Source organism: Lentzea rhizosphaerae (genome assembly GCF_042649515.1).
In the GTDB taxonomy this organism is placed as follows: domain Bacteria; phylum Actinomycetota; class Actinomycetes; order Mycobacteriales; family Pseudonocardiaceae; genus Lentzea; species Lentzea aerocolonigenes.
Genome location: NZ_JBHRZI010000011.1, coordinates 494,572 through 512,778 on the forward strand (window position 1 = coordinate 494,572; position 18,207 = coordinate 512,778).

Annotated in this window: 20 protein-coding genes; 8 read left to right on the forward strand and 12 right to left on the reverse strand. The window is 70.0% G+C overall.

What is annotated here, in order from left to right; genetic code table 11:
* Positions 1 to 207 precede the first annotated feature (207 nt).
* Entirely contained in the window at positions 208 to 975 is a 768-nt protein-coding gene (locus tag ACFOWZ_RS09715; protein WP_382371278.1) for a GGDEF domain-containing protein, read from the reverse strand.
* Positions 976 to 1,110: 135 nt separating this feature from the next.
* Here ACFOWZ_RS09715 and tnpB point away from each other — a divergent pair, with 135 nt between their 5' ends.
* The 4 genes from tnpB to ACFOWZ_RS09735 all read left to right on the forward strand — a co-directional run bounded on the left by tnpB (position 1,111) and on the right by ACFOWZ_RS09735 (position 5,980).
* Positions 1,111 to 2,484 (forward strand): IS607 family element RNA-guided endonuclease TnpB, encoded by a 1,374-nt coding sequence (gene tnpB, locus ACFOWZ_RS09720; RefSeq protein WP_382371280.1) that lies wholly within the window; start codon positions 1,111 to 1,113, stop codon positions 2,482 to 2,484.
* Positions 2,485 to 2,582: 98 nt separating this feature from the next.
* On the forward strand, positions 2,583 to 4,802 hold the full coding sequence (locus tag ACFOWZ_RS09725; RefSeq protein ID WP_382371282.1) for a sigma-70 family RNA polymerase sigma factor: 2,220 nt from the start codon (positions 2,583 to 2,585) through the stop codon (positions 4,800 to 4,802).
* A 112-nt stretch (positions 4,803 to 4,914) separates the two neighbouring features.
* Positions 4,915 to 5,514, forward strand: a complete 600-nt coding sequence (locus ACFOWZ_RS09730) for a GtrA family protein (RefSeq protein WP_382372623.1) — start codon at positions 4,915 to 4,917, stop codon at positions 5,512 to 5,514.
* Positions 5,444 to 5,980, forward strand: coding sequence for a GtrA family protein (locus ACFOWZ_RS09735; protein ID WP_382371284.1), 537 nt, complete (start codon positions 5,444 to 5,446; stop codon positions 5,978 to 5,980). Before ACFOWZ_RS09730 ends, ACFOWZ_RS09735 begins: the two co-directional genes overlap by 71 nt.
* 4 nt (positions 5,981 to 5,984) lie before the next feature.
* Here ACFOWZ_RS09735 and ACFOWZ_RS09740 read toward each other — a convergent pair whose 3' ends face one another.
* Both ACFOWZ_RS09740 and ACFOWZ_RS09745 read right to left on the reverse strand, forming a co-directional pair.
* A complete protein-coding gene (locus tag ACFOWZ_RS09740; RefSeq protein ID WP_382371286.1) occupies positions 5,985 to 7,259 on the reverse strand; it encodes an ATP-binding protein in 1,275 nt (424 codons plus the stop codon).
* Positions 7,259 to 7,933, reverse strand: a complete 675-nt coding sequence (locus ACFOWZ_RS09745; protein WP_382371288.1) for a response regulator transcription factor — start codon at positions 7,931 to 7,933, stop codon at positions 7,259 to 7,261. Before ACFOWZ_RS09745 ends, ACFOWZ_RS09740 begins: the two co-directional genes overlap by 1 nt.
* 31 nt (positions 7,934 to 7,964) lie before the next feature.
* On the opposite strand from ACFOWZ_RS09745, the gene hisN reads away from it, so the two are divergent.
* On the forward strand, positions 7,965 to 8,744 hold the full coding sequence (hisN, locus tag ACFOWZ_RS09750; RefSeq protein ID WP_382371290.1) for a histidinol-phosphatase: 780 nt from the start codon (positions 7,965 to 7,967) through the stop codon (positions 8,742 to 8,744).
* Here hisN and ACFOWZ_RS09755 read toward each other — a convergent pair.
* The 4 genes from ACFOWZ_RS09755 to ACFOWZ_RS09770 are packed head-to-tail and all read right to left on the reverse strand — an operon-like array spanning position 8,725 to position 12,419.
* Entirely contained in the window at positions 8,725 to 8,979 is a 255-nt protein-coding gene (locus ACFOWZ_RS09755; RefSeq protein WP_382371292.1) for a hypothetical protein, read from the reverse strand. The two genes, hisN and ACFOWZ_RS09755, sit on opposite strands and share 20 nt — an antisense overlap.
* Complete coding sequence (locus ACFOWZ_RS09760) at positions 8,976 to 11,621, reverse strand: TNT domain-containing protein (protein WP_382371294.1); 2,646 nt, start codon at positions 11,619 to 11,621, stop codon at positions 8,976 to 8,978. Before ACFOWZ_RS09760 ends, ACFOWZ_RS09755 begins: the two co-directional genes overlap by 4 nt.
* A 1-nt stretch (position 11,622) precedes the next feature.
* The gene (locus ACFOWZ_RS09765; RefSeq protein ID WP_382371296.1) at positions 11,623 to 11,937 is read right to left on the reverse strand and encodes a hypothetical protein; all 315 of its coding nucleotides are present in this window, start codon (positions 11,935 to 11,937) and stop codon (positions 11,623 to 11,625) included.
* Positions 11,934 to 12,419, reverse strand: coding sequence for a YbaB/EbfC family nucleoid-associated protein (locus tag ACFOWZ_RS09770; protein WP_382371298.1), 486 nt, complete (start codon positions 12,417 to 12,419; stop codon positions 11,934 to 11,936). Before ACFOWZ_RS09770 ends, ACFOWZ_RS09765 begins: the two co-directional genes overlap by 4 nt.
* 98 nt (positions 12,420 to 12,517) lie before the next feature.
* On the opposite strand from ACFOWZ_RS09770, the gene ACFOWZ_RS09775 reads away from it, so the two are divergent.
* Positions 12,518 to 12,955 carry a MaoC family dehydratase gene (locus tag ACFOWZ_RS09775; RefSeq protein ID WP_382371300.1) on the forward strand — a complete coding sequence of 146 codons (438 nt, stop codon included), beginning with the start codon at positions 12,518 to 12,520 and terminating at the stop codon, positions 12,953 to 12,955.
* Here the strand turns inward: ACFOWZ_RS09775 and ACFOWZ_RS09780 are convergent.
* The 4 genes from ACFOWZ_RS09780 to ACFOWZ_RS09795 are packed head-to-tail and all read right to left on the reverse strand — an operon-like array spanning position 12,939 to position 15,741.
* Positions 12,939 to 13,487, reverse strand: coding sequence for a GNAT family N-acetyltransferase (locus tag ACFOWZ_RS09780; protein ID WP_382371302.1), 549 nt, complete (start codon positions 13,485 to 13,487; stop codon positions 12,939 to 12,941). The two genes, ACFOWZ_RS09775 and ACFOWZ_RS09780, sit on opposite strands and share 17 nt — an antisense overlap.
* On the reverse strand, positions 13,484 to 14,413 hold the full coding sequence (locus ACFOWZ_RS09785; protein ID WP_382371304.1) for a hydroxymethylglutaryl-CoA lyase: 930 nt from the start codon (positions 14,411 to 14,413) through the stop codon (positions 13,484 to 13,486). The genes ACFOWZ_RS09780 and ACFOWZ_RS09785 overlap by 4 nt, the downstream gene beginning before the upstream one ends.
* The gene (locus ACFOWZ_RS09790; RefSeq protein WP_382371306.1) at positions 14,400 to 14,924 is read right to left on the reverse strand and encodes a PH domain-containing protein; all 525 of its coding nucleotides are present in this window, start codon (positions 14,922 to 14,924) and stop codon (positions 14,400 to 14,402) included. The genes ACFOWZ_RS09785 and ACFOWZ_RS09790 overlap by 14 nt, the downstream gene beginning before the upstream one ends.
* A gap of 13 nt (positions 14,925 to 14,937) precedes the next feature.
* Positions 14,938 to 15,741 (reverse strand): biotin--[acetyl-CoA-carboxylase] ligase, encoded by an 804-nt coding sequence (locus tag ACFOWZ_RS09795; RefSeq protein ID WP_382371308.1) that lies wholly within the window; start codon positions 15,739 to 15,741, stop codon positions 14,938 to 14,940.
* 117 nt (positions 15,742 to 15,858) lie between these two features.
* Between ACFOWZ_RS09795 and ACFOWZ_RS09800 the strand changes: the two genes are divergently transcribed.
* Positions 15,859 to 17,505, forward strand: coding sequence for an acyl-CoA carboxylase subunit beta (locus ACFOWZ_RS09800; protein ID WP_382371310.1), 1,647 nt, complete (start codon positions 15,859 to 15,861; stop codon positions 17,503 to 17,505).
* Positions 17,502 to 17,723, forward strand: a complete 222-nt coding sequence (locus ACFOWZ_RS09805; RefSeq protein ID WP_382371312.1) for an acyl-CoA carboxylase subunit epsilon — start codon at positions 17,502 to 17,504, stop codon at positions 17,721 to 17,723. The genes ACFOWZ_RS09800 and ACFOWZ_RS09805 overlap by 4 nt, the downstream gene beginning before the upstream one ends.
* 59 nt (positions 17,724 to 17,782) lie before the next feature.
* On the opposite strand, the gene ACFOWZ_RS09810 is transcribed toward ACFOWZ_RS09805, so the two are convergent.
* Positions 17,783 to 18,172 (reverse strand): hypothetical protein, encoded by a 390-nt coding sequence (locus ACFOWZ_RS09810; RefSeq protein ID WP_382371314.1) that lies wholly within the window; start codon positions 18,170 to 18,172, stop codon positions 17,783 to 17,785.
* Positions 18,173 to 18,207 lie beyond the last annotated feature (35 nt).

Below are 18,207 nucleotides of genomic sequence, written 5' to 3' on the forward strand. Positions count from 1 at the left end.
TAGAACACTTTCGCGGGCGTGCGGAAGTGCACGCGGGGAGCTTTCGTTCACTCCTGGCGCACGAAAGGTCCCCGCGTGCGGCCGGGGAACAGAGGGGGCGGGCGCGGGAGGGGAGAAGTACGCGGGGAGCTTTCGTACTCTCGTGGTGCACGAAAGGTCCCCGCGTGCGGTGGGGAACGGGGAGCGGTCGGGCGCGGGACAGGGGAGTCAGCGCCCGAGCGAGGTGAGGAGTGCGCACGCCTCGGCGTGCGTGTCGGGGAGGCGTTCGGTCCAGACCTTCGCGGGGCCGGTCGGCCGGACGTTGGGGTCGTCCGCCAGGCGGTCTGCCGCCAGGACGCGCAGGTTGGAGACGCGGCGTGCGAGGGTTTCGTCGCGACGCACCAGGACCGCGGCCACACAGGGGCCCAGGCTCGCCAGAGTCTCGCCGCCGTCGAAGACCGTCCGCAACGCGTCGGACACGAGCGTCATCGCGACGACGCGCGACCACCCGGACGCCCGGTGCACGTCGAGGCGCAGCAGCACGAGGGCGTAGTCGAGCGGCGCCACGGGCGTCTCCCGGTACACCTCGCCCAGCCGTGTCCGCAGGTAAGCGGCTGTCGCCAACCCGGTCAGAGGATCCTCGGCCGCGCAGTCGCCGGCCTGCTTCGTCACCACGTCCGCCCATCCCAGCGCTGTCATGCGCACCATCCGGGAAGGGAGCGCATCGACGTTCGGCGACACGATGTGCGACGCGTCGGTCAGCACCGCGTGCAGCGCGGCCAGGTCCAGCAGCGTCTCGCTGAGGCCGGCACCCGCCTCGGCACGAGCGCGGCCCAGCCGGACCAGCGCGTCGCCGGGGTCGGTGTTCTCCAGCATCGCCGCGCACACCTCGTCGACCTCGGCGAGCGGCCAGTCTGCGGGGAACGCCCAGCCGGCAGCCATGGTGGCGGTCCGCCACCTCGACTTCAGCAGGCGTTCCGCTTGTGCGACACCCACCCGGTCTCCCTTCAGCTCTCCGATTCCAGGTGGGAAACGCACTCGCCAACGGTTCATGACGCGATTCGAAAACGCCGGATGAGAGGTGGGCGACGAGCCTGAACTGTCGGTGCCGCTCGCTACGGTCACGGCGAGATGGTCGTGATGATCCAGGCGTACAAGTTCGCGCTCGATCCGACCGCGGTGCAGCAAGATGCCCTGCGGTCGCATTGTGGTGGGCAGCGGTACGCGTTCAACTGGGGCTTGGCGCGGATCAAGGCGAACATGAACCAGCGTGCCGCCGAGCAGACCTACGACATCCCCGACGGTCAGCTCACTCCAGCGGTGTCGTGGTCGGCGTACGGCCTGCGCAGGGACTGGAACCAGGCGAAGCACCAGGTAGCGCCGTGGTGGCGCGAGAACTCCAAGGAGGCGTACTCGTCAGGACTGGCCAACCTCGCCACGGCGTTGACGAACTGGCGAAGCTCTCGCGCCGGCGACCGGCGCGGCCCGGTGACGCGGTTCCCGCGGTTCAAGGGCAGACGCGGCACGGTGTCGTGCCGGTTCACCACCGGCGCACTCGGCCTGGTCGAGTCGGATCGGCGGCGTGTGAAGCTGCCACGGATCGGCGCGGTGCGGACCTGCGAGTCCACCCGCAAGCTCGCCCGTCATGTGGAGCGCGGCACGGCCCGCATCCGGTCCGCCACCGTGTCCCACCTGGCCGGACGGTGGTTCTGCGCGTTCTCGGTGGAGATCACCCGCCCCGATCCGGTACCCCCGCCTCCTGACGCGGTTGCAGGCGTGGACCTCGGAATCAAATCGCTCGCGGTGCTGTCGACAGGTGAGGTCGTACCGAACCCGAAGCACCTGGAAGTCGCACAGCGGGAGTTGCGCCGACTGCAACGCCAGGCCGCCCGCCGGACCGGCCCCGACAGACGCACCGGGCGGACCCCGTCGAAGCGGTGGCGCAAGATCCAGGCCCGTATCGCGCGACTGCACGCGCGGGTCGCGAACGCGCGCCGGGACGGGCTGCACAAGCTCACCACCCGCCTGGTCCGCAGGTTCGGCACGATCGTGCTGGAAGACCTCAACGTGTCCGGCATGATGCGCAACCGCCGCCTGGCCCGCCACATCGCCGGCGTCGGCATGGGCGAACTGCGGCGGCAGATCGGCTACAAGGCGGCCTGGGCCGGTGTCCGGCTGGTCGTCGCGGATCGCTGGTTTCCGTCCTCGAAGACCTGCTCGGACTGCGGCGCGGTGAAAGCCAAACTGCCGCTGCGCGTCCGCGTGTACCGCTGCGACGAGTGCGGTTTCACGCTCGATCGCGACCTCAACGCCGCACGCAATCTCGCCGCACTCGCCGATGAGACAGCAGGCGGCACGTCCACGGCGAGTTGCGCCGGGACGTCAAACATGCCCGATGGAAACCCATGTCAGACCCACATCGCGTGGGCAACGGGTATCGCCACGGGAAGACCCGCGCCGCTCAGTGCGGGCCAACGCCGCCGCCGCAAGGCGACGACTGCCTGAAGAGTGCGGACTCACTGTCACTCACTTAGGTAACGGATTGAGATGACTCTGTGCGGCGTCGTACGTCACACTGAGCGCCGCGAGGAGGGACACGAGACTTGGCGACCGTTCCTGCAGACGTCCAGGGGCCCAGCGACGCGGAACTGATCGAGTCCGTGCGCGGAGGGACCATCGACGCCTACGGCCAGTTGTACGAACGGCACGTCTCGGCGGCCTACAACCTCGCCCGCCAGTTGGCCCGTTCGCAGGCCGAGGCCGACGACCTCGTGTCCGAGGCGTTCGCGAAGGTCCTGGACACGCTGCGTGCCGGGCGCGGGCCCGACTCCGCGTTTCGCGCGTACCTGCTCACTGCGTTGCGGCACACCGCGTACGACAAGACCCGGCGTGACAAGAAGGTCGACCTCACCGAGGACATGACCGACGTCGCGCCTCCCGTGGCGTTCAGCGACACCGCGGTGGCCGGACTGGAGCGGTCCATGGCCGCCCGCGCGTTCGCCGCGTTGCCGGAGCGCTGGCAGATGGTTCTCTGGCACACCGAGATCGAGGGTCAGTCGCCCGCCGAGGTCGCCCCGCTGCTCGGGTTGACGGCCAACGGCGTGTCCGCGCTCGCCTACCGTGCCCGTGAGGGTCTCAAGCAGCAGTACCTGCAGATGCACCTGGCCGACACCGAGGCGGAACGGTGCCGTGCGACCGTCGACCGGCTCGGGGCCTGGACGCGCGCGGGTCTGTCCAAGCGCGAGGCGACCCAGGTCGAGACGCACCTCGACGAGTGCGGGCGGTGCCGGGCGCTGGCCGCGGAGCTCGCGGACGTCAACGGCGCGCTGCGGATCTTCGTCGCCCCGCTGGTACTGGGTGTGGGCGCCACGACCTACCTGGTGGCGGCCGGTACGACCACGGCCGTCGTCGGTGCCGGAGCGGCCGCCGGTGGTGCGGGCGCGGTCGGTGCCTCGATTCCCCGGCAGCTCGTCACCGTCGGTGGTTCTGCCGCCGCCGTGGCCGCGGCCGTGGTGATCGCGCTGACTGCGGGCGGCAGCGACCAGCAAACGCCGGCAGTGCAGGCCGTCGAACCGCCTCCAGCGGTCACGCAGGTCCAGCCGAAGCCGCCCTCGCCGCAGCCACCTCCGCCGGCTCCGACGCCGCCACCGACGGTCCCCTCGCCGAGCCCGACCCCGAGCCCGAGCCCGTCGCCGCCTTCACCGGCACCCGCGCCACCCGCTCCCTCCCCGGCTCCGCCGCCGACGCCCGCGCCGCCGTCGCTCACGCCGACCACGCCGAGCGGGTTCACGCTCACGCCCGGCGAGGCGCCCAAGGACTTCCCGATCACCGTCCGGAACACCGGCGGCTCCGCGGCCCCGCCCGCGAGCATGTCGCTGAACCTGCCGCCGGGTGTGCTGTCGACCGGCGGGCCGGCGTCGTTCGCCGCGCGTCTGCTGCAGCCCGACGGATCGGCCGACCAGACGGTGAACTGCCCGGCGGGCGGCGGCACGATCACCTGCTCGACACCGCAGGGCATCGCACCCGGCGGGCAGGCGACGTTCCTCTTCCGGCTCCAGGCGACTCCCGACGCCCAGCCGGGCACGATCACCGGCACGATCAGCGCGGGGGCGTCGATCTCGGTCAACGTCAGCGTCGCCGTCGACGTGCCGCCGATCAACGACGACATCGAGCTCACCGTCTCGACGTGGCACGAGATCTACTGGGACCCGCGCGTCGACGTGCAGGTGCGCAACAAGGGCCCGCGCGGCGGCACGTTGAAGCTGGACGTGTCGTCGTCGGAGAACATCGTGGTGTTCACGCCGTGCCGCGAGTGCTCGCGAACGGACAAGAACACGATCCACTGCGTCACCGACCTGGACAAGGGCGGCAAGTTCCGGATGGCCGTGTGGGCGTTCGGGCTGCCGCACCGGGGCGGAACGATCACCGTCACGGCCACGCTGGGCAACGCGACGAAGACCGTGACCGTGCCGGTGAAGCTGCACCCGGACCACCCGCCGGTCGTCGACCCGGTGAAACCGCCGAACCCCACCACGACGACGGTGCCGCCGACGACGACCACGACGCCGCCGGTGAAGCCGATCGAGCCGACGAAGCCCGGCACGCCCGCGGTGCCGACCCCGACCGTGCCGACGCCGACGCTGCCGACGCTGCCGCCGGTGCTCCCGCCGTCGACCACCGTGCCGACGCAGACGGTCCCACCGTCGACGCCGGTGCCGACGACTCCGCCGCCGACCTCCGAACCGTGCCAGCCGTGGCCCGGCCTGCGTCCGCCGTTGATCCCGGATCTGCTGGGGTGGCCCTGCGAGCCGGCGCGGAGTTGATCAAAAGTTGATCTTTCTTCGTCACTGAACGTGCAGGTCAAGCACCTCTGAGTTGCGAAAAGTAACACCCGGAGGCAAGCGCCGTTATCTTGATCCGTAAGCTGGCGCGGTGCTGCCAGTCGTACGCCGCGCCATGAGCCGGTTGCCAGAACCACTCCAGTTCCTGCTGCACAAGCACCGCGAGATCATCCGGTTCGCAGTGGTCGGCGGCACAACGTTCCTCATCGACAACGGCGTCTGGTACGCGCTCAAGCTCACGGTGCTGACCGACAAGGTCGTCACGGCCAAGGTCATCGGCGTGCTGGTGGCGATCATCGCCTCGTACGTGCTGTCCCGCGAGTGGTCGTTCCACACCCGCGGCGGCCGCGAGCGCCACCACGAGGCCGCACTGTTCTTCCTGGTCAGCGGCCTGGGCGTGGCGATCAACATCGTTCCGCTGTGGCTGTCGCGGCACCTGTTCGGCCTCCAGGCGCCGTTCGTCTCGGTCATGACCGAGGAGATCGCGGACTTCGTGTCGGGCTCGATCATCGGCATGCTGCTCGCCACCGGCTTCAAGTTCTGGGCGATGCGACGCTGGGTGTTTCCCGACGCCGGCGCTCGTCCGGACCGCCGCGTTCACCCGATCTCCGTAGACTCGTCGCGTGTCCCTAGCCGAAACAGTGGTCTCCCGGTTTCCGGAGCCGATCCGGTCGATCGCGCTGAAGCATCGTGAACTGGTCAAGTTCGCCCTGGTCGGGGGCACCTGCTTCGTGATCGACACGGTCCTGTTCTTCGGGATCAAGACGGTCGTCCTGCCCAACAACCCGGTGACGGCGAAGATCATCGCGACCCTGGTCGCGACGATCGTGTCGTACGTCCTCAACCGGGAGTGGTCGTTCCGCACCCGCGGCGGCCGCGAACGGCATCACGAGGCGGCGCTGTTCTTCCTGGTCAACGGCATCGGCATCGTGCTGAACTCGGCGCCGCTGTACATCGCGCGGTACCTGTTCCACCTGCAGGAGCCGCACGTGTCGCGGCTCACCGAGGAGATCTCGGACTTCCTGAGCGCGCAGATCATCGGCACGCTGATCGCGATGGCCTTCCGCTGGTACGGGTACAAGACGTGGGTGTTCCCCGAGGAGAACGTCCGCGGTCGTGGCCGGTCCATCGAGGAGGAGAAGGAGCTCGGCCACTCCTGACGGCTCAGCGCGGCGTGCTCGGCGCCTTCCACGGGATGCCGACCACGTCCTGAGCCTTCGGCACCGGCAGGAACACCGCGAACGTCGCCGGGCGGGCCGTCGACAGCTCCAGCCGCCCGCCGTCCGCGTCGACCAGCGCCCGTGCGAGTGCCAGTCCCACGCCTGTCGAGCCGCCACCGGAGACGCCGCGCTCGAAGATGTGCGCCGCGAGCTCGTCGGGCACGCCGGAACCGCCGTCGCTCACCTCGACGACGACCGTGCCCTCCTCGCTGCGCGCCGACAACACGACAGAGCCCTCGCCGTGGCGCAGGGCGTTGTCCAGCAGCACACCGATGGCCTCGCGCAGGCGCGCGGGCGTGACGCGGGCGAGCAGGCCGTCCGGGACGCGGACCCGCAGCGCCCGGCCCTGGCTCTTCACCTGCTCGCGCCACTCCTCGGCGATGGCGTTCAGCGCGGGACGCAGCTCGACCGGTTCCGCGCCGACGGCTCGGGCCGCGCGAGCGGCGGCGAGCAGTTCGTCCAGCACCGCGGCCAGGCGTTCGGCCTGTTCGAGGGCCGCGCGGGCTTCGGTCGCGGTGTCGGGTTCCGGGTGTTCAGCCAGGGCTTCGAGACGCAGCTGGAGGGCGGTCAGGCGGCTGCGCAGCTGGTGGGAGACGTCGCCGACGAGCTCCCGTTCGCGTTGGACGAGCCGGGCCAGCGCCGTCGCCGAGGTGTCGAGCGCCTCGGAGACCGCATCCAGTTCCTCGATGTTGTAGCGCTGCTCATCGGCGCGGAAGTCACCGGCGCCCAGGCGGGACGCGCGGGCGGCCACGTGACCGAGCGGGCGGGCAAGCGTTTGCGCGGTCACCAGCGCCACGACCGTGCCGGTGCCCACGGACACTGCGAGCAGGAGCAGGACCAGGCCCGCGACCTGGGCCTGGGTGGTGTGCATCGGGCCGGACGGGATCTCCAGCCGCACGGTGCCCTGCTGAGCGATCGGCAGTTCCGCGCTGAGCGGATCGGCGCCGGGTGAGGGACCGGTGACGCTGGTGGTGCCACCGGAGGTCACGGTGAGGCGGCCGTCGGTCGGTATGGCGAACTTGACCGCCTCGATGTCGATGCTCTGCCTGCTGGCGAGCTGGTCGTCGAGGGCCGTCGCGATGCGCTGCGTGCTTTCGGTGAGGGCGCCGCGGGCGTTGTCCTCGACGAGCGTCAGGGCGGAGTAGCCGAGCGGAATGCCGAGCACGAAACCCGTGACGGCGACGGCGAGCAGGATCGCCCGCAGGATCCGGCGGCGCATCAGTCTGCGTTGAAGCGGAAACCGCGGCCGCGCACGGTCGCGATGCGGCGCTCGGCCGAGTTGGGCGTGCCGTCACCGAGCTTCCGGCGCAGCCACGACATGTGCATGTCGAGCGTCTTGCTGCCCTTGAGGTCCGGGTCGTTCCACACCTCGGAGAGGATCTCGTCGCGGCTCACGACCTGTCCCGCGCGCTGGATCAGCACCTTGAGCAGCTCGAACTCCTTGTTCGCGAGCTGGATCTCACCGCCGTCGACCGTGACACGACGGGCGGCCAGGTCGACGCGCACGCCGTTGACCTCCAGCGTTCCGGGTGCGCGGCGGCGCAGCAGGGCCCGGATGCGCGCCATCAGCTCGGCGAGGCGAAACGGCTTGGCGACGTAGTCGTCCGCACCCGCGTCGAGCCCGACCACGAAGTCGACCTCGTCCGCGCGGGCCGTGAGCATCAGGACAGGTATGCCCCTGCCGTTCTGACGGAGTCTGCGGCACACCTCCAGTCCGTCCATGCCCGGCAGTCCGAGATCCAGCACCAGCAGGTCGATGCCCCCGGCGATGGCGGCTTCGAACGCACTCGGCCCGTCCCCCACGACCTGCACTGAATAGCCCTCCCGCGTCAACGCGCGGGAGAGAGGTTCCGCGATGGCCGGATCGTCCTCGGCCAACAAGACCACGCTCACGGCCACAGCGTATTCGTGGAACGATCGCCGCGTGTCACGCCACGATGCTGATCTCGAACTCGCCCTCCGCCTCGCCGACGCCGCCGACGCGATCACCGCGGCCCGCTTCCGCGCCCACGACCTCGCTGTCGAGCGCAAGCCGGACCGCACGCCCGTCACCGATGCCGACGTCGCGGTCGAGGACGCCGTCCGGGCCGTGCTGGCAACCGAACGCCCCGACGACGTCGTGATGGGCGAGGAACGCGGCGGCACCCTGGACGCCTCCCGCGTCTGGGTGCTCGACCCGATCGACGGCACCAAGAACTTCCTGCGCGGCGTGCCGATCTGGGCGTCGCTGATCGCCCTGGTCGTGGACGGCACGCCGGTGGTCGGTGTCGTGTCGGCACCCGCGCTGGGCCGCCGCTGGTGGGCGGCGGCGGGTGGCGGCGCGTTCATGTCGGACGCTTCCGGTGAGCGCGCGATCTCCGTATCCGGCGTGCGCTCTCTCGAGGACGCGTACGTGTCGACGACGGACATCAAGTCGTGGGTGGAGTACCACTCACGTGAGGCGTATCTGCGGTTGGTGGACGCGACCTGGGAGAGCCGCGCGTTCGGCGACTTCTACCAGCACTGCCTGGTCGCAGAAGGCGCGATCGATCTCGCGCCGGAGTGCGTGGCGAACCCGTGGGACATCGCCCCGTTCCAGGTGCTCGTGACCGAGGCAGGTGGCCGTTTCACCTCACTGGACGGTGAGGAGCGCTACGACGGCGGCAGCGTGCTGACGTCGAACGGCCACCTGCACGAGGCCGCGCTCAAACTGTTGGCACGGTGAGGGATCCGCGCGCGACCTGAGCCCAGGCGAGCCGGCCGAAGAGGTAGTGGCACGCCACGCTCTCGTCGTCGAACCGGGCCCAGTCGTAGCGGTTCCCCTGCTCCTGCCAGAACACCTCGTGACCCGTCTCGTCGGTGAGGAGGCACCAGCGCCCCTCCGCCTCCTCACCGATGCTGACGACGTCGTCCGGCACGCCGATCCTGGTCAGCCACTCGGGCAGCGACTCGACGTTCATGCGGTGATCTCCGTGAGGTAGCCGAGCGCGACGAGGTCCGCGACGGGGTAGGTGGTGCGGTAGCGGGCCCCGCCACCGGGCTGGCCGAACCAGGGCGCGCTGATCGTGCGGTGAACCGGCAGGTCCTTCGTGACGCGGTACCTGCGGTAGCCCTCCTCGGCCGCGCCCGGCGGCAGCGACCGTTCCTTGAAGGGCGTGCCCGCCGTGCTCAGCACACGTCCCTCGGTCGTGCCGAACCTGTCGAGCTCGGCGCCGGCCTTCAGGACCTCGGGCCGGCTGTCCTCGTAGCCGCCCTCGCGTTCGACCGGCCAGCGCGGCGTGCCGTCCTCGTTCTGGAAGAGGCTCTCCCAGTCGCGTTCGTGCATGCCGGCGAGCGTGTCGTAGTCCTTCAACAGCTCCTGCACGACCGGGTGGTCCTTGCCGAGGCCGTCGGTCGTGTCCGCCGCCTGCGTGGAGGAGACGTCGACCAGGTCCGCCTGCGGGTGGTCGTTCGGGGCGAAGGTCGGCACCTGCTGCTCCGGCTCCTGCGGGGGCGGGGGCAGCTGGCGGGCGGGCTTCGGGGCGAGGCGGGGTGCCTGGCCGGTGGACAGGAAGATGGCCATGAACCAGCTCCCGGCCGCGACCGCCGTGTAGGCGTGCCGGGCGATGTCGCCGACGAGATCGGGGTTCGCGAGGGCGTGGGCCTGGTCGCGGTTGCTCTCGAGGCGGTCGGTGAGGGAGCCCGAGGTGTGGTGGCCGCCGAGGTCGACGGACGCCAGCGGAGCGCCGAGGTCCGCGCCCGGCCGTGGTGCGGCGCCGAGATCCACCCCAGCCACCGGAGCAGCCGGAGCGGCGATGGTCTCGCCGACCTTCTGACCGCCGGGAGCGGCAGCCTCGATCGCGCCGTCGCCGAATTCCGCGTCCTTGAGCAATGCGTCCTTGGCGGCGTCCTTCGCGAGCGCGTCCTTGCCACCCGCCGGGGCCTGCCCGGACGTCTGGCTTCCGGACTGCCCCTGACTCGGCCCCTGGTTGCCGGCCTGGCTCTGGCCGGAGACCTGGCTGCCGGCCTGAACGCCCACGGCCTGACCCGCGCCGAGCCCTCCGGTCTTGGACGCCACCGCCTGCGCACCCGCCTTGGCCTCGCCGACCTTGGCCTCCGCCGCCTTCGCGTCCACGGCCTTCGCGTCCACAGCCCTGGCCTCCGGGGCCTTGGCGTCACCGGCCTTGGCCCCCTGCTGTCCCTGCTGGGCGGCCTGAGCAGCCTGAGCGGCCTGGGCCTGCTGGGCCGCCGCCTGAGCGCCACCCTGCTGCCCGACCACCGCACCGACATGACCGGCCGACGCGGGACCCGCCGACGCGACACCACCCACGGCAGCGCCGACCGCGCCTCCCACCGGACCACCGACCGGGCCGCCGCCACCGAGCGGGCTGCCCGTCGCCGGACCCGGCTGCGCCGCGGGTGCGGCGGGCGTCGCGCCCTGCCCAACGGCGGCTGCGGGCTGGCCGGGCATCTCGCCGCCGCGGATCAACGGCTGGTCGAGCACCGCGGCCGAGGCCTGCGTCGTGCCCTCGGCGACCGGGCCGAGGGTGCCCTGAACGCTCGGGATCGCCTCCGGCACCGCCTGCGTCACGTGGCCGACGGCCTGACCGATGGCCTGGCCCGTGTCGGCCACCAGGCCGGGGAGCACGCCCTTGTTCTCGCCGCGACCGACAGGAGGACCTTCCCCGCGGCCGGCGTCACCCGTGTTGCCGTCGATCAGGCCGGGGAGCAGTCCCTTGCTCTCGCCTTCACCGCGACCGGCACCATCGGCCGGACTGTTGCCGTCCACCAAACCGGGAAGCAGGCCCTTGCTCTGGCCATCACCACGGGCAGAACCGTCGGACGGCCCGTCCACGAGCTCCATCGCCGGCTGCACCACGGCAGCGGCGGGCGCGGTCACGGGAGCAGCCGCGTTCAGCACCGGCGCCGCGACATCGTTCACCGCACCGACAACAGGCGCCGTCACGGCACTCACCGGAGCGGTGACCGCACCGACGACAGGTGCGGCGGTCTCCACGACACCCCCGACGACGTTCGTCACCGGGGACAACAGCCCTCCGCCACCGCCGGGACCGTGCGCGCCGGGCGCGGTGTTGACGGGCGGCGAGCCGTGGCTCATGTCCACGCCGCTGTCCAGCCGGATGGCGGAGGACAGCGTGTTGTGCAGGTTCGCGACGTTGGCCGCGGTGCCCTTCGTCAACGTGTCGAGCCCCAGCAACGCGTTGGGGTTGCCCGCCTGCGCCGAAGCGGTGGCGGCGTCGTTGTTCTTGGCGAGCGTCACGAGCTCGCGCACGATCTCGACCTTGGCGGCACCGACCTGCGCAGCCGCGTGATCGAGCCGGTCGGCAGCAGCGTGACACCCGCGAGCCGCCCGCTGCAGATCACCGTCGGGCGCCACGACCTTCGCCCACCGCCCGCGCGCAGCGTCACCGGTGGCCCCGCTCACGCCTTCCAACGCCCGCCCGGCAGCCCCGTCGGACGAGGTCCCCAGCGTCTTGATCTTGTCCCCGGCCTCCCGCCACGCGGCGGCACTGGAACGCATGGCGTCCTCGTCGGCCTTGGGCCACGAAACACCGGCCTTGGCAGCGACCTCGGTGAGTTCGACGGGAAGCTCGATGCCCATGTCAGCCGTCCAACCTTCTCATCGCGGTCGAGTTGCTCTCCTCGACGTGCCGGTACGTCTCAGCAGTGGCGGCGAGCTTGTCGCCCACGTCCCCCAACGTGGTCGCAAGCCCGGCCAACGCCCCAGCCGCGTCCCCGGAAGGCTTCTCGTGCGAAGCGGCAAAACTGCGCCCCACAGCGTCGTCCCCCCAACAGGCCCCGAACCCGGCCAACGCCCGATCGAGCGCCCCGGCGATCTCAGTGGCCTGCCCGGCAAACCCCTTCAACTCACGAGCCCCGGCGTCCAAGCGCTCGAGGTCGGCGTTGTACCCGGTCATCGCACCCTCCTGTCGATGAGCTCGGAGTCGAGCCAGCTCTCCCGTTGCTCGTTGTCCTCGTCATCATCAACACGACGACGAACAGGCTGCCGCCCCAAATCCACGGTCTCGGTGTCGTCCACCGCGTACTCGGCAGGCCGCAGGTCGGCAGTTCCCGCAACCAGCGCCGCAGGATCGGTCGCCGCAGGCAACACCGCGCTCAACGTCTGATACGTGCCCTCAGCAGCAGAAGCGGCAGCCGCCCCCACAGTCCGCACGATCAACTCGGCCAGCTGCTCAGGCCGATGCCTCCGATAGGCCAGCTCGGAAAGCTCCAGGGACACGAGCTTGCCGCCAGCCCCCACAGTCGCCGTGACCATCCCATCAGGACTGGAGGCCCGCCCGGAAACCGCAGCGAGCTCCCGCTGAACAGACGCCAGCTGCTCACGACTGCGCCGGTAGTCGGCCAGCAGCTCCTCGACCTGCGCACGGTGGTCGTCCACCGAGTCCCCCTCACACACGCATAGCCCTGGGCTCGGGCTCTTGGACGCCGTCGCCCTTAGATCGGTTCCCAGCGGTTTCAGTTACGTAGGATCAACGCGTGATCGCCTTCGAGGATCTGCCCGCAGGCCGAATCATCCCGCTGGGCGACGTAATCGTCGACCGGGACGACATGATCGACTTCGCGAAGAAGTTCGACCCGCAACCCTTCCACCTGGACGAGGAAGCGGCCAGAACCAGCATTTTCGGCGGTTTGTCCGCCTCGGGCTGGTACACAGCCTCCCTCTGGATGCGCCGCTGGGTGGACGAAGTCCTGGCCAACTCCACCTCCCAGGGCTCCCCAGGCGGCCGAGAACTGTCCTGGCTGGCCCCGGTGTACGCAGGCGACAAGCTCACCTTCGCGGCCGAGGTGCTGAGCGCCCGCCTGTCGAAGAGCCGCCCGACCCTGGGCCTGGTGGAGTTCGCGGGAACGGCGCACCGTGGCGACCAGCTGGTCTACAGGTTCATAGCAACGGGCATGTTCACAGCGCGCGGCTGACGAGCGCCCTGCGCGTTCCCCGTCGTTCGACCAGCTCGAAGCCCGCGTCGAGGAACATCGTCAGCCGCCCGTGGTAGAGCTCGCCCGCCTGCAGCTTCCTGCCCTCGGTGTCGATCGGATACCCCTCGATCGACTTCGCGCCCGCCTTCGCCGCGTACTCGACGGCGGCATCGAGGAGCAACGAGGTGACTCCCTGCCGTCGTACATCCCGCCGCACGTAGAAGCACGTCACGGACCAAACCCCGGAGATGTCGCCGGAAACGGGCGCGGTGATCTTCGACCGAGCCAACCGCGAATAGGACGCCCGAGGCGCAACAGCCACCCACCCGACAGCGTCTCCGGTATCGGACACCGCCAGCAGACCGATCGGCGACCCCACCCGAGCCCGCAACACCTCGCGGTTGTCCCCGCGGTCCATCTCAGCGTTGGTCTGCATGAACCACGTGCAGAAACACCAGGAAACCGTCTTGCTCGTCGCGAAGAGCGACTCGGCCAGCGGCCAAGTCGACTCGTCGAGCGCGACAACCTTCACTTGGACAACGCCCGAACCACACGAGAAGGACTGGGCCGCCCCAACTGCTCAGCCATCCAAACCGAACAAGCAACCAGCTTGTCCAGATCAACCCCGGTCTCGATCCCCAACCCGTCGAGCATCCAGACAAGGTCCTCAGTAGCCAGGTTCCCAGTAGCCGACTCCGCGTACGGACACCCACCAAGCCCACCAGCGGAGGAGTCCACAGTCGTGACCCCACAACGCAAAGCAGCCAACGTGTTGGACAACGCCTGCCCGTAGGTGTCGTGGAAGTGCACCGCAAGACGAGAAACGTCCCGGAACCCCTCCAACAACGACTCGACCTGACCAGGCGTGGCAACCCCGATCGTGTCCCCCAGAGACAGCTGCGAACAGCCCATCTCCAGCAGCCGCTCCCCCACAGCCACAACCTGCGACCGAGCGACCGGACCCTCCCACGGGTCCCCGAAACACATCGACACGTACCCGCGCACGTCCAGCCCAGCGTCCAACGCACGGGCAACAGTCGGCGCGAACATCTCGAACTGCGAGTCCAGCGTCCGGTTCAGGTTGCGCGAAGCAAAAGTCTCGGTGGCAGAAGCGAAGATCGCGATGTGCGTGACCCCGGCCTCCAGCGCACGGTCCAGCCCACGCTCGTTGGGCACCAGCACGGGGTAGACAACGCCGGGCCGAGCGTCCAAACCGGACAACAGCTCGGCCGCGTCGGCCAGCTGCGGCACCCACTTGGGGTGCACGAAGGACGTTGCCTCCAAAACGGACAGTCCGGCGTCGGCCAACCGCGCCAGGAACTCCAGCTTCACCGACACCGGCACGACGACCGACTCGTTCTGCAGCCCGTCCCGCGCACCGACCTCCCAGATGGTCACCCGCGACGGGAGCGTTCCGGACGGCACGACGTCGGGCAGGCCTGCCTCACGCGCGCCCATCGAGCGTCCTCGGGTGGAAGTCGTCGTCGGGGTTGTCGTTGACCTCTCGGTACAACATCGTGTGCACCTTCTCCACGGACGGGATGTCGTCGAACTCGAGCGGCTCGTCCGAGGCCGACTCGATGATCAGCGTGCCGCAGCCGAGCACGCGGTCCATCAGACTGTGCTCGAAGCGGACGCTGTTCACACGAGCCAAAGGGATGTCGAGTCCTGTGCGCTTGAACACGCCCTCGCGGTACATCACGCGGTCCGAGGTGATGATGAAGTGCGTCGTGCGCCAGCGCACCACCGGTGCGATCGTCAGCCACAGGATCAGCACGACGCCGATCACCGCCAGCGCGATCCACGCGATGTTGGCCCACGACTGGTCCACGACGAGGCCGGCCAGGTAGGTGCCGAGCGCGACCACCACCAGCAGCCAGAACACCGGGAAGATCAGCATCTTCCAGTGGGGGTGCTTGTGGATCACGACGTGCTCGCCTGAGCTCAGCAGGTCGTCGGGATAGGCCATGGGCCAACCCTAACTACGCCGGGCGCAAATGCACCACGTCACCAGCGGACACGCCGTGGCTCCGGCCGTCGTCGCCGCGCACGACCAGCGTGCCGTCCGGTTCGACGCGCTGCGCCACCCCGAGGATCTCCAGGCCGCCCGACAACTCGACCCGCACGCGCTGACCGATGGTCGACGAGTGCTCGACGTACTCCTCCAGCACACCCGACTCGACCGCGTCGCCACCGTTCTTGCGCCACACGCCCTCCAGCTGCGCCAGCTCGACGAGCAGCCGGAACGCGAGCTCACCGCGGTCCAGTTCGGTGGCGTCCAGGTCCTCGAGGGAGGTCGGCGCGAGGCCACCGGGCGCGGGTTCCACGTCCGACGGCAGCTCGGCCACGTTCAGGCCGATGCCCACCACGACGGAGCCGTCGGCGGTGATCTCGGACAGGATCCCGGCGCCCTTGCCCGCGCCGGCACCGAGCAGCAGGTCGTTCGGCCACTTCAGCGAGGCCTCAACACCAACCGATCGGGCGACACGCACCAGCGCGAGCCCGGCGATCAGGTTCAGCCACGGCAGCTGCGCGGCGGGCACTCCGGCGGGCCGGAACAGCACACTGCAGTACAGCCCGCCCTCGGGTGACGCCCAGGTGCGGCCGCGACGGCCCTGCCCCGCGGTCTGCTCCAGCGCGATCAGCACGGTGCGGTCCGCGCCGCCGGAGGAAGCGAGGTCGGCGTTCGTGGACGCGGTCTTCGCCACGACGTCGAGCGCGGCGTACGGGCCGTTGGGTGCGACGAGCCGCGAACGCAGCTCTTCAGCGTCGAGTGCGGAGGTCATCGCGCCAGGCTATTGGAACGGAAGAGAGTACGTGCGATCAGAGATGTCGAACAGGTTGCCGTGACCTGGACAACTGCACGGGGCAGTTCAGCAATGGTCTCGTTAGGCTGCGAGCCCATGAGCAGTGCGACCGAGCCGATTGGACGCGTCCCCACCGACGCCTCAGCCGCTCCAGACGTCCACACCACCGCGGGCAAGCTCGTTGACCTCTACCGGCGCAACGACGAGGCGGTTCACGCCGGGTCGGCGCGCGCGGTCGAAAAGCAGCACGCGAAGGGCAAGAAGACAGCCCGCGAGCGCATCGACCTCCTGCTCGACCCCGGTTCGTTCGTCGAGCTGGACGAGCTGGCGCGGCACCGCTCCACCAACTTCGGCCAGGAGCGCAACCGCCCGTACGGCGACGGCGTGGTGACCGGCTACGGCACCGTCGACGGCCGTCCGGTCTGCGTGTTCTCCCAGGACGTGACGGTCTTCGGCGGCTCGCTCGGCGAGGTCTACGGCGAGAAGATCGTCAAGATCATGGACCTGGCGATCAAGACCGGGCGCCCGATCGTCGGCATCAACGAGGGCGGCGGCGCGCGCATCCAGGAGGGCGTCGTCTCGCTCGGCCTCTACGGCGAGATCTTCACCCGCAACGTCCGCGCGTCCGGCGTGATCCCGCAGATCTCGCTGATCATGGGCTCCAACGCCGGCGGGCACGTCTACTCGCCCGCCCTGACGGACTTCGTGGTGATGGTCGACCAGACCTCGCACATGTTCATCACCGGCCCGGACGTCATCAAGACGGTCACCGGTGAGGACGTGACGTTCGAGGAGCTCGGCGGCGGTCGCACGCACAACACCAAGTCCGGCAACGCGCACTACCTCGGCAGCGACGAGGAAGACGCGATCGCGTACGTCAAGGAGCTGCTGAGCTACCTGCCGTCGAACAACCTCTCCGACGCGCCCACGTTCGAGGGCACGCTGGCGGAGGGGTCGATCTCGGACTCCATCACGGACGAGGACAAAGAGCTCGACACGCTCATCCCGGACTCCGCGAACCAGCCGTACGACATGCACGAGGTCATCAACCGCGTGCTCGACGACGGCGACTTCCTGGAGGTCCAGCCGCTGTTCGCGCCGAACATCCTCGTCGGCTTCGGCCGCGTGGACGGCCACAGCGTCGGTGTCGTCGCGAACCAGCCCACGCAGTTCGCGGGCTGCCTCGACATCGACGCCTCCGAGAAGGCCGCACGGTTCGTGCGCACCTGCGACGCGTTCAACATCCCGGTGCTGACGTTCGTCGACGTGCCCGGCTTCCTGCCCGGCACCGACCAGGAGTGGAACGGCATCATCCGCCGCGGCGCCAAGCTGATCTACGCCTACGCCGAGGCCACCGTCCCGCTGGTCACCGTCATCACGCGCAAGGCGTACGGCGGCGCGTACGACGTCATGGGCTCCAAGCACCTCGGCGCGGACATCAACCTGGCGTGGCCGACCGCGCAGATCGCCGTCATGGGTGCTTCGGGTGCGGCGAACATCGTGCACCGCAAGACGCTGGCCGCCGCCGCTTCGAACGGCGAGGACGTCGACGCGTTGCGCGCGCAGTTGCAGCAGGAGTACGAGGACACGCTGTGCAACCCGTACGTCGCCGCTGAGCGCGGGTACGTGGACTCGGTGATCCCGCCGTCGTACACCCGCGGTTACGTGGCGCGGGCGCTGTCGATGCTGCGGGACAAGCGGGAAACGCTGCCGCCCAAGAAGCACGGGAACATCCCGCTGTGACCGCGCCGGAGGAAAAGCCACTGCTCCGGGTCGTCAAGGGCGACCCGGACGACCACGAACTGGCGGCGCTGACCGCCGTCATCGCCGGGCTGGCCGCGGCCGCCCCGGTCGAGGACAAGCCCGCGCAACGCTCGGAGTGGGCGAACCCGGCCCGCCGCGTCCGCCGCCCCTTGCAGCACGGCCCCGGCGCCTGGCGCGCCTCCGGCTTCCCCGGCTGATTTCGGTAACGCGGGGGCCTTTCGTTTCCTTTTGGGGAACGCGGGGCCCCCGCGTTCCATCAGGAGCAGGGGACTCGGCGGCTGTTGACGTCTGGTCCCACGACGAGCTCACGGCAGCGGGTCTCGCCGTCCACCTGGAGCTTCAAGGTGAAGAACTCGCTGCCGTACGCGTCGGTCTTCTTCAGCACCTGCACGCCGTCGTGGTTGACCGGCAGGTTCTCGCGCACCGCCGTGACGACCTGGGTCAGCAGCGCGTTCTCCGCGCGGTCGACGGTGTCGGCGAACGGCCAGACGGGCACTCCGTAGCCGATCGGGTCGCTCGCGAGCACGGTTCCAACGCCCCACGATCCAATGAGGCCGCCGAGCACGACGAGCAGAGCCGCGATCCGTCTGCGCTTGCCTTCGCGATCGGAACCGCGTTCGGTGAGGACAAGCACCCAGCGCTTCACTCTGTCGAGAGTGCCGACGGAAGAGGTGGTCGCGC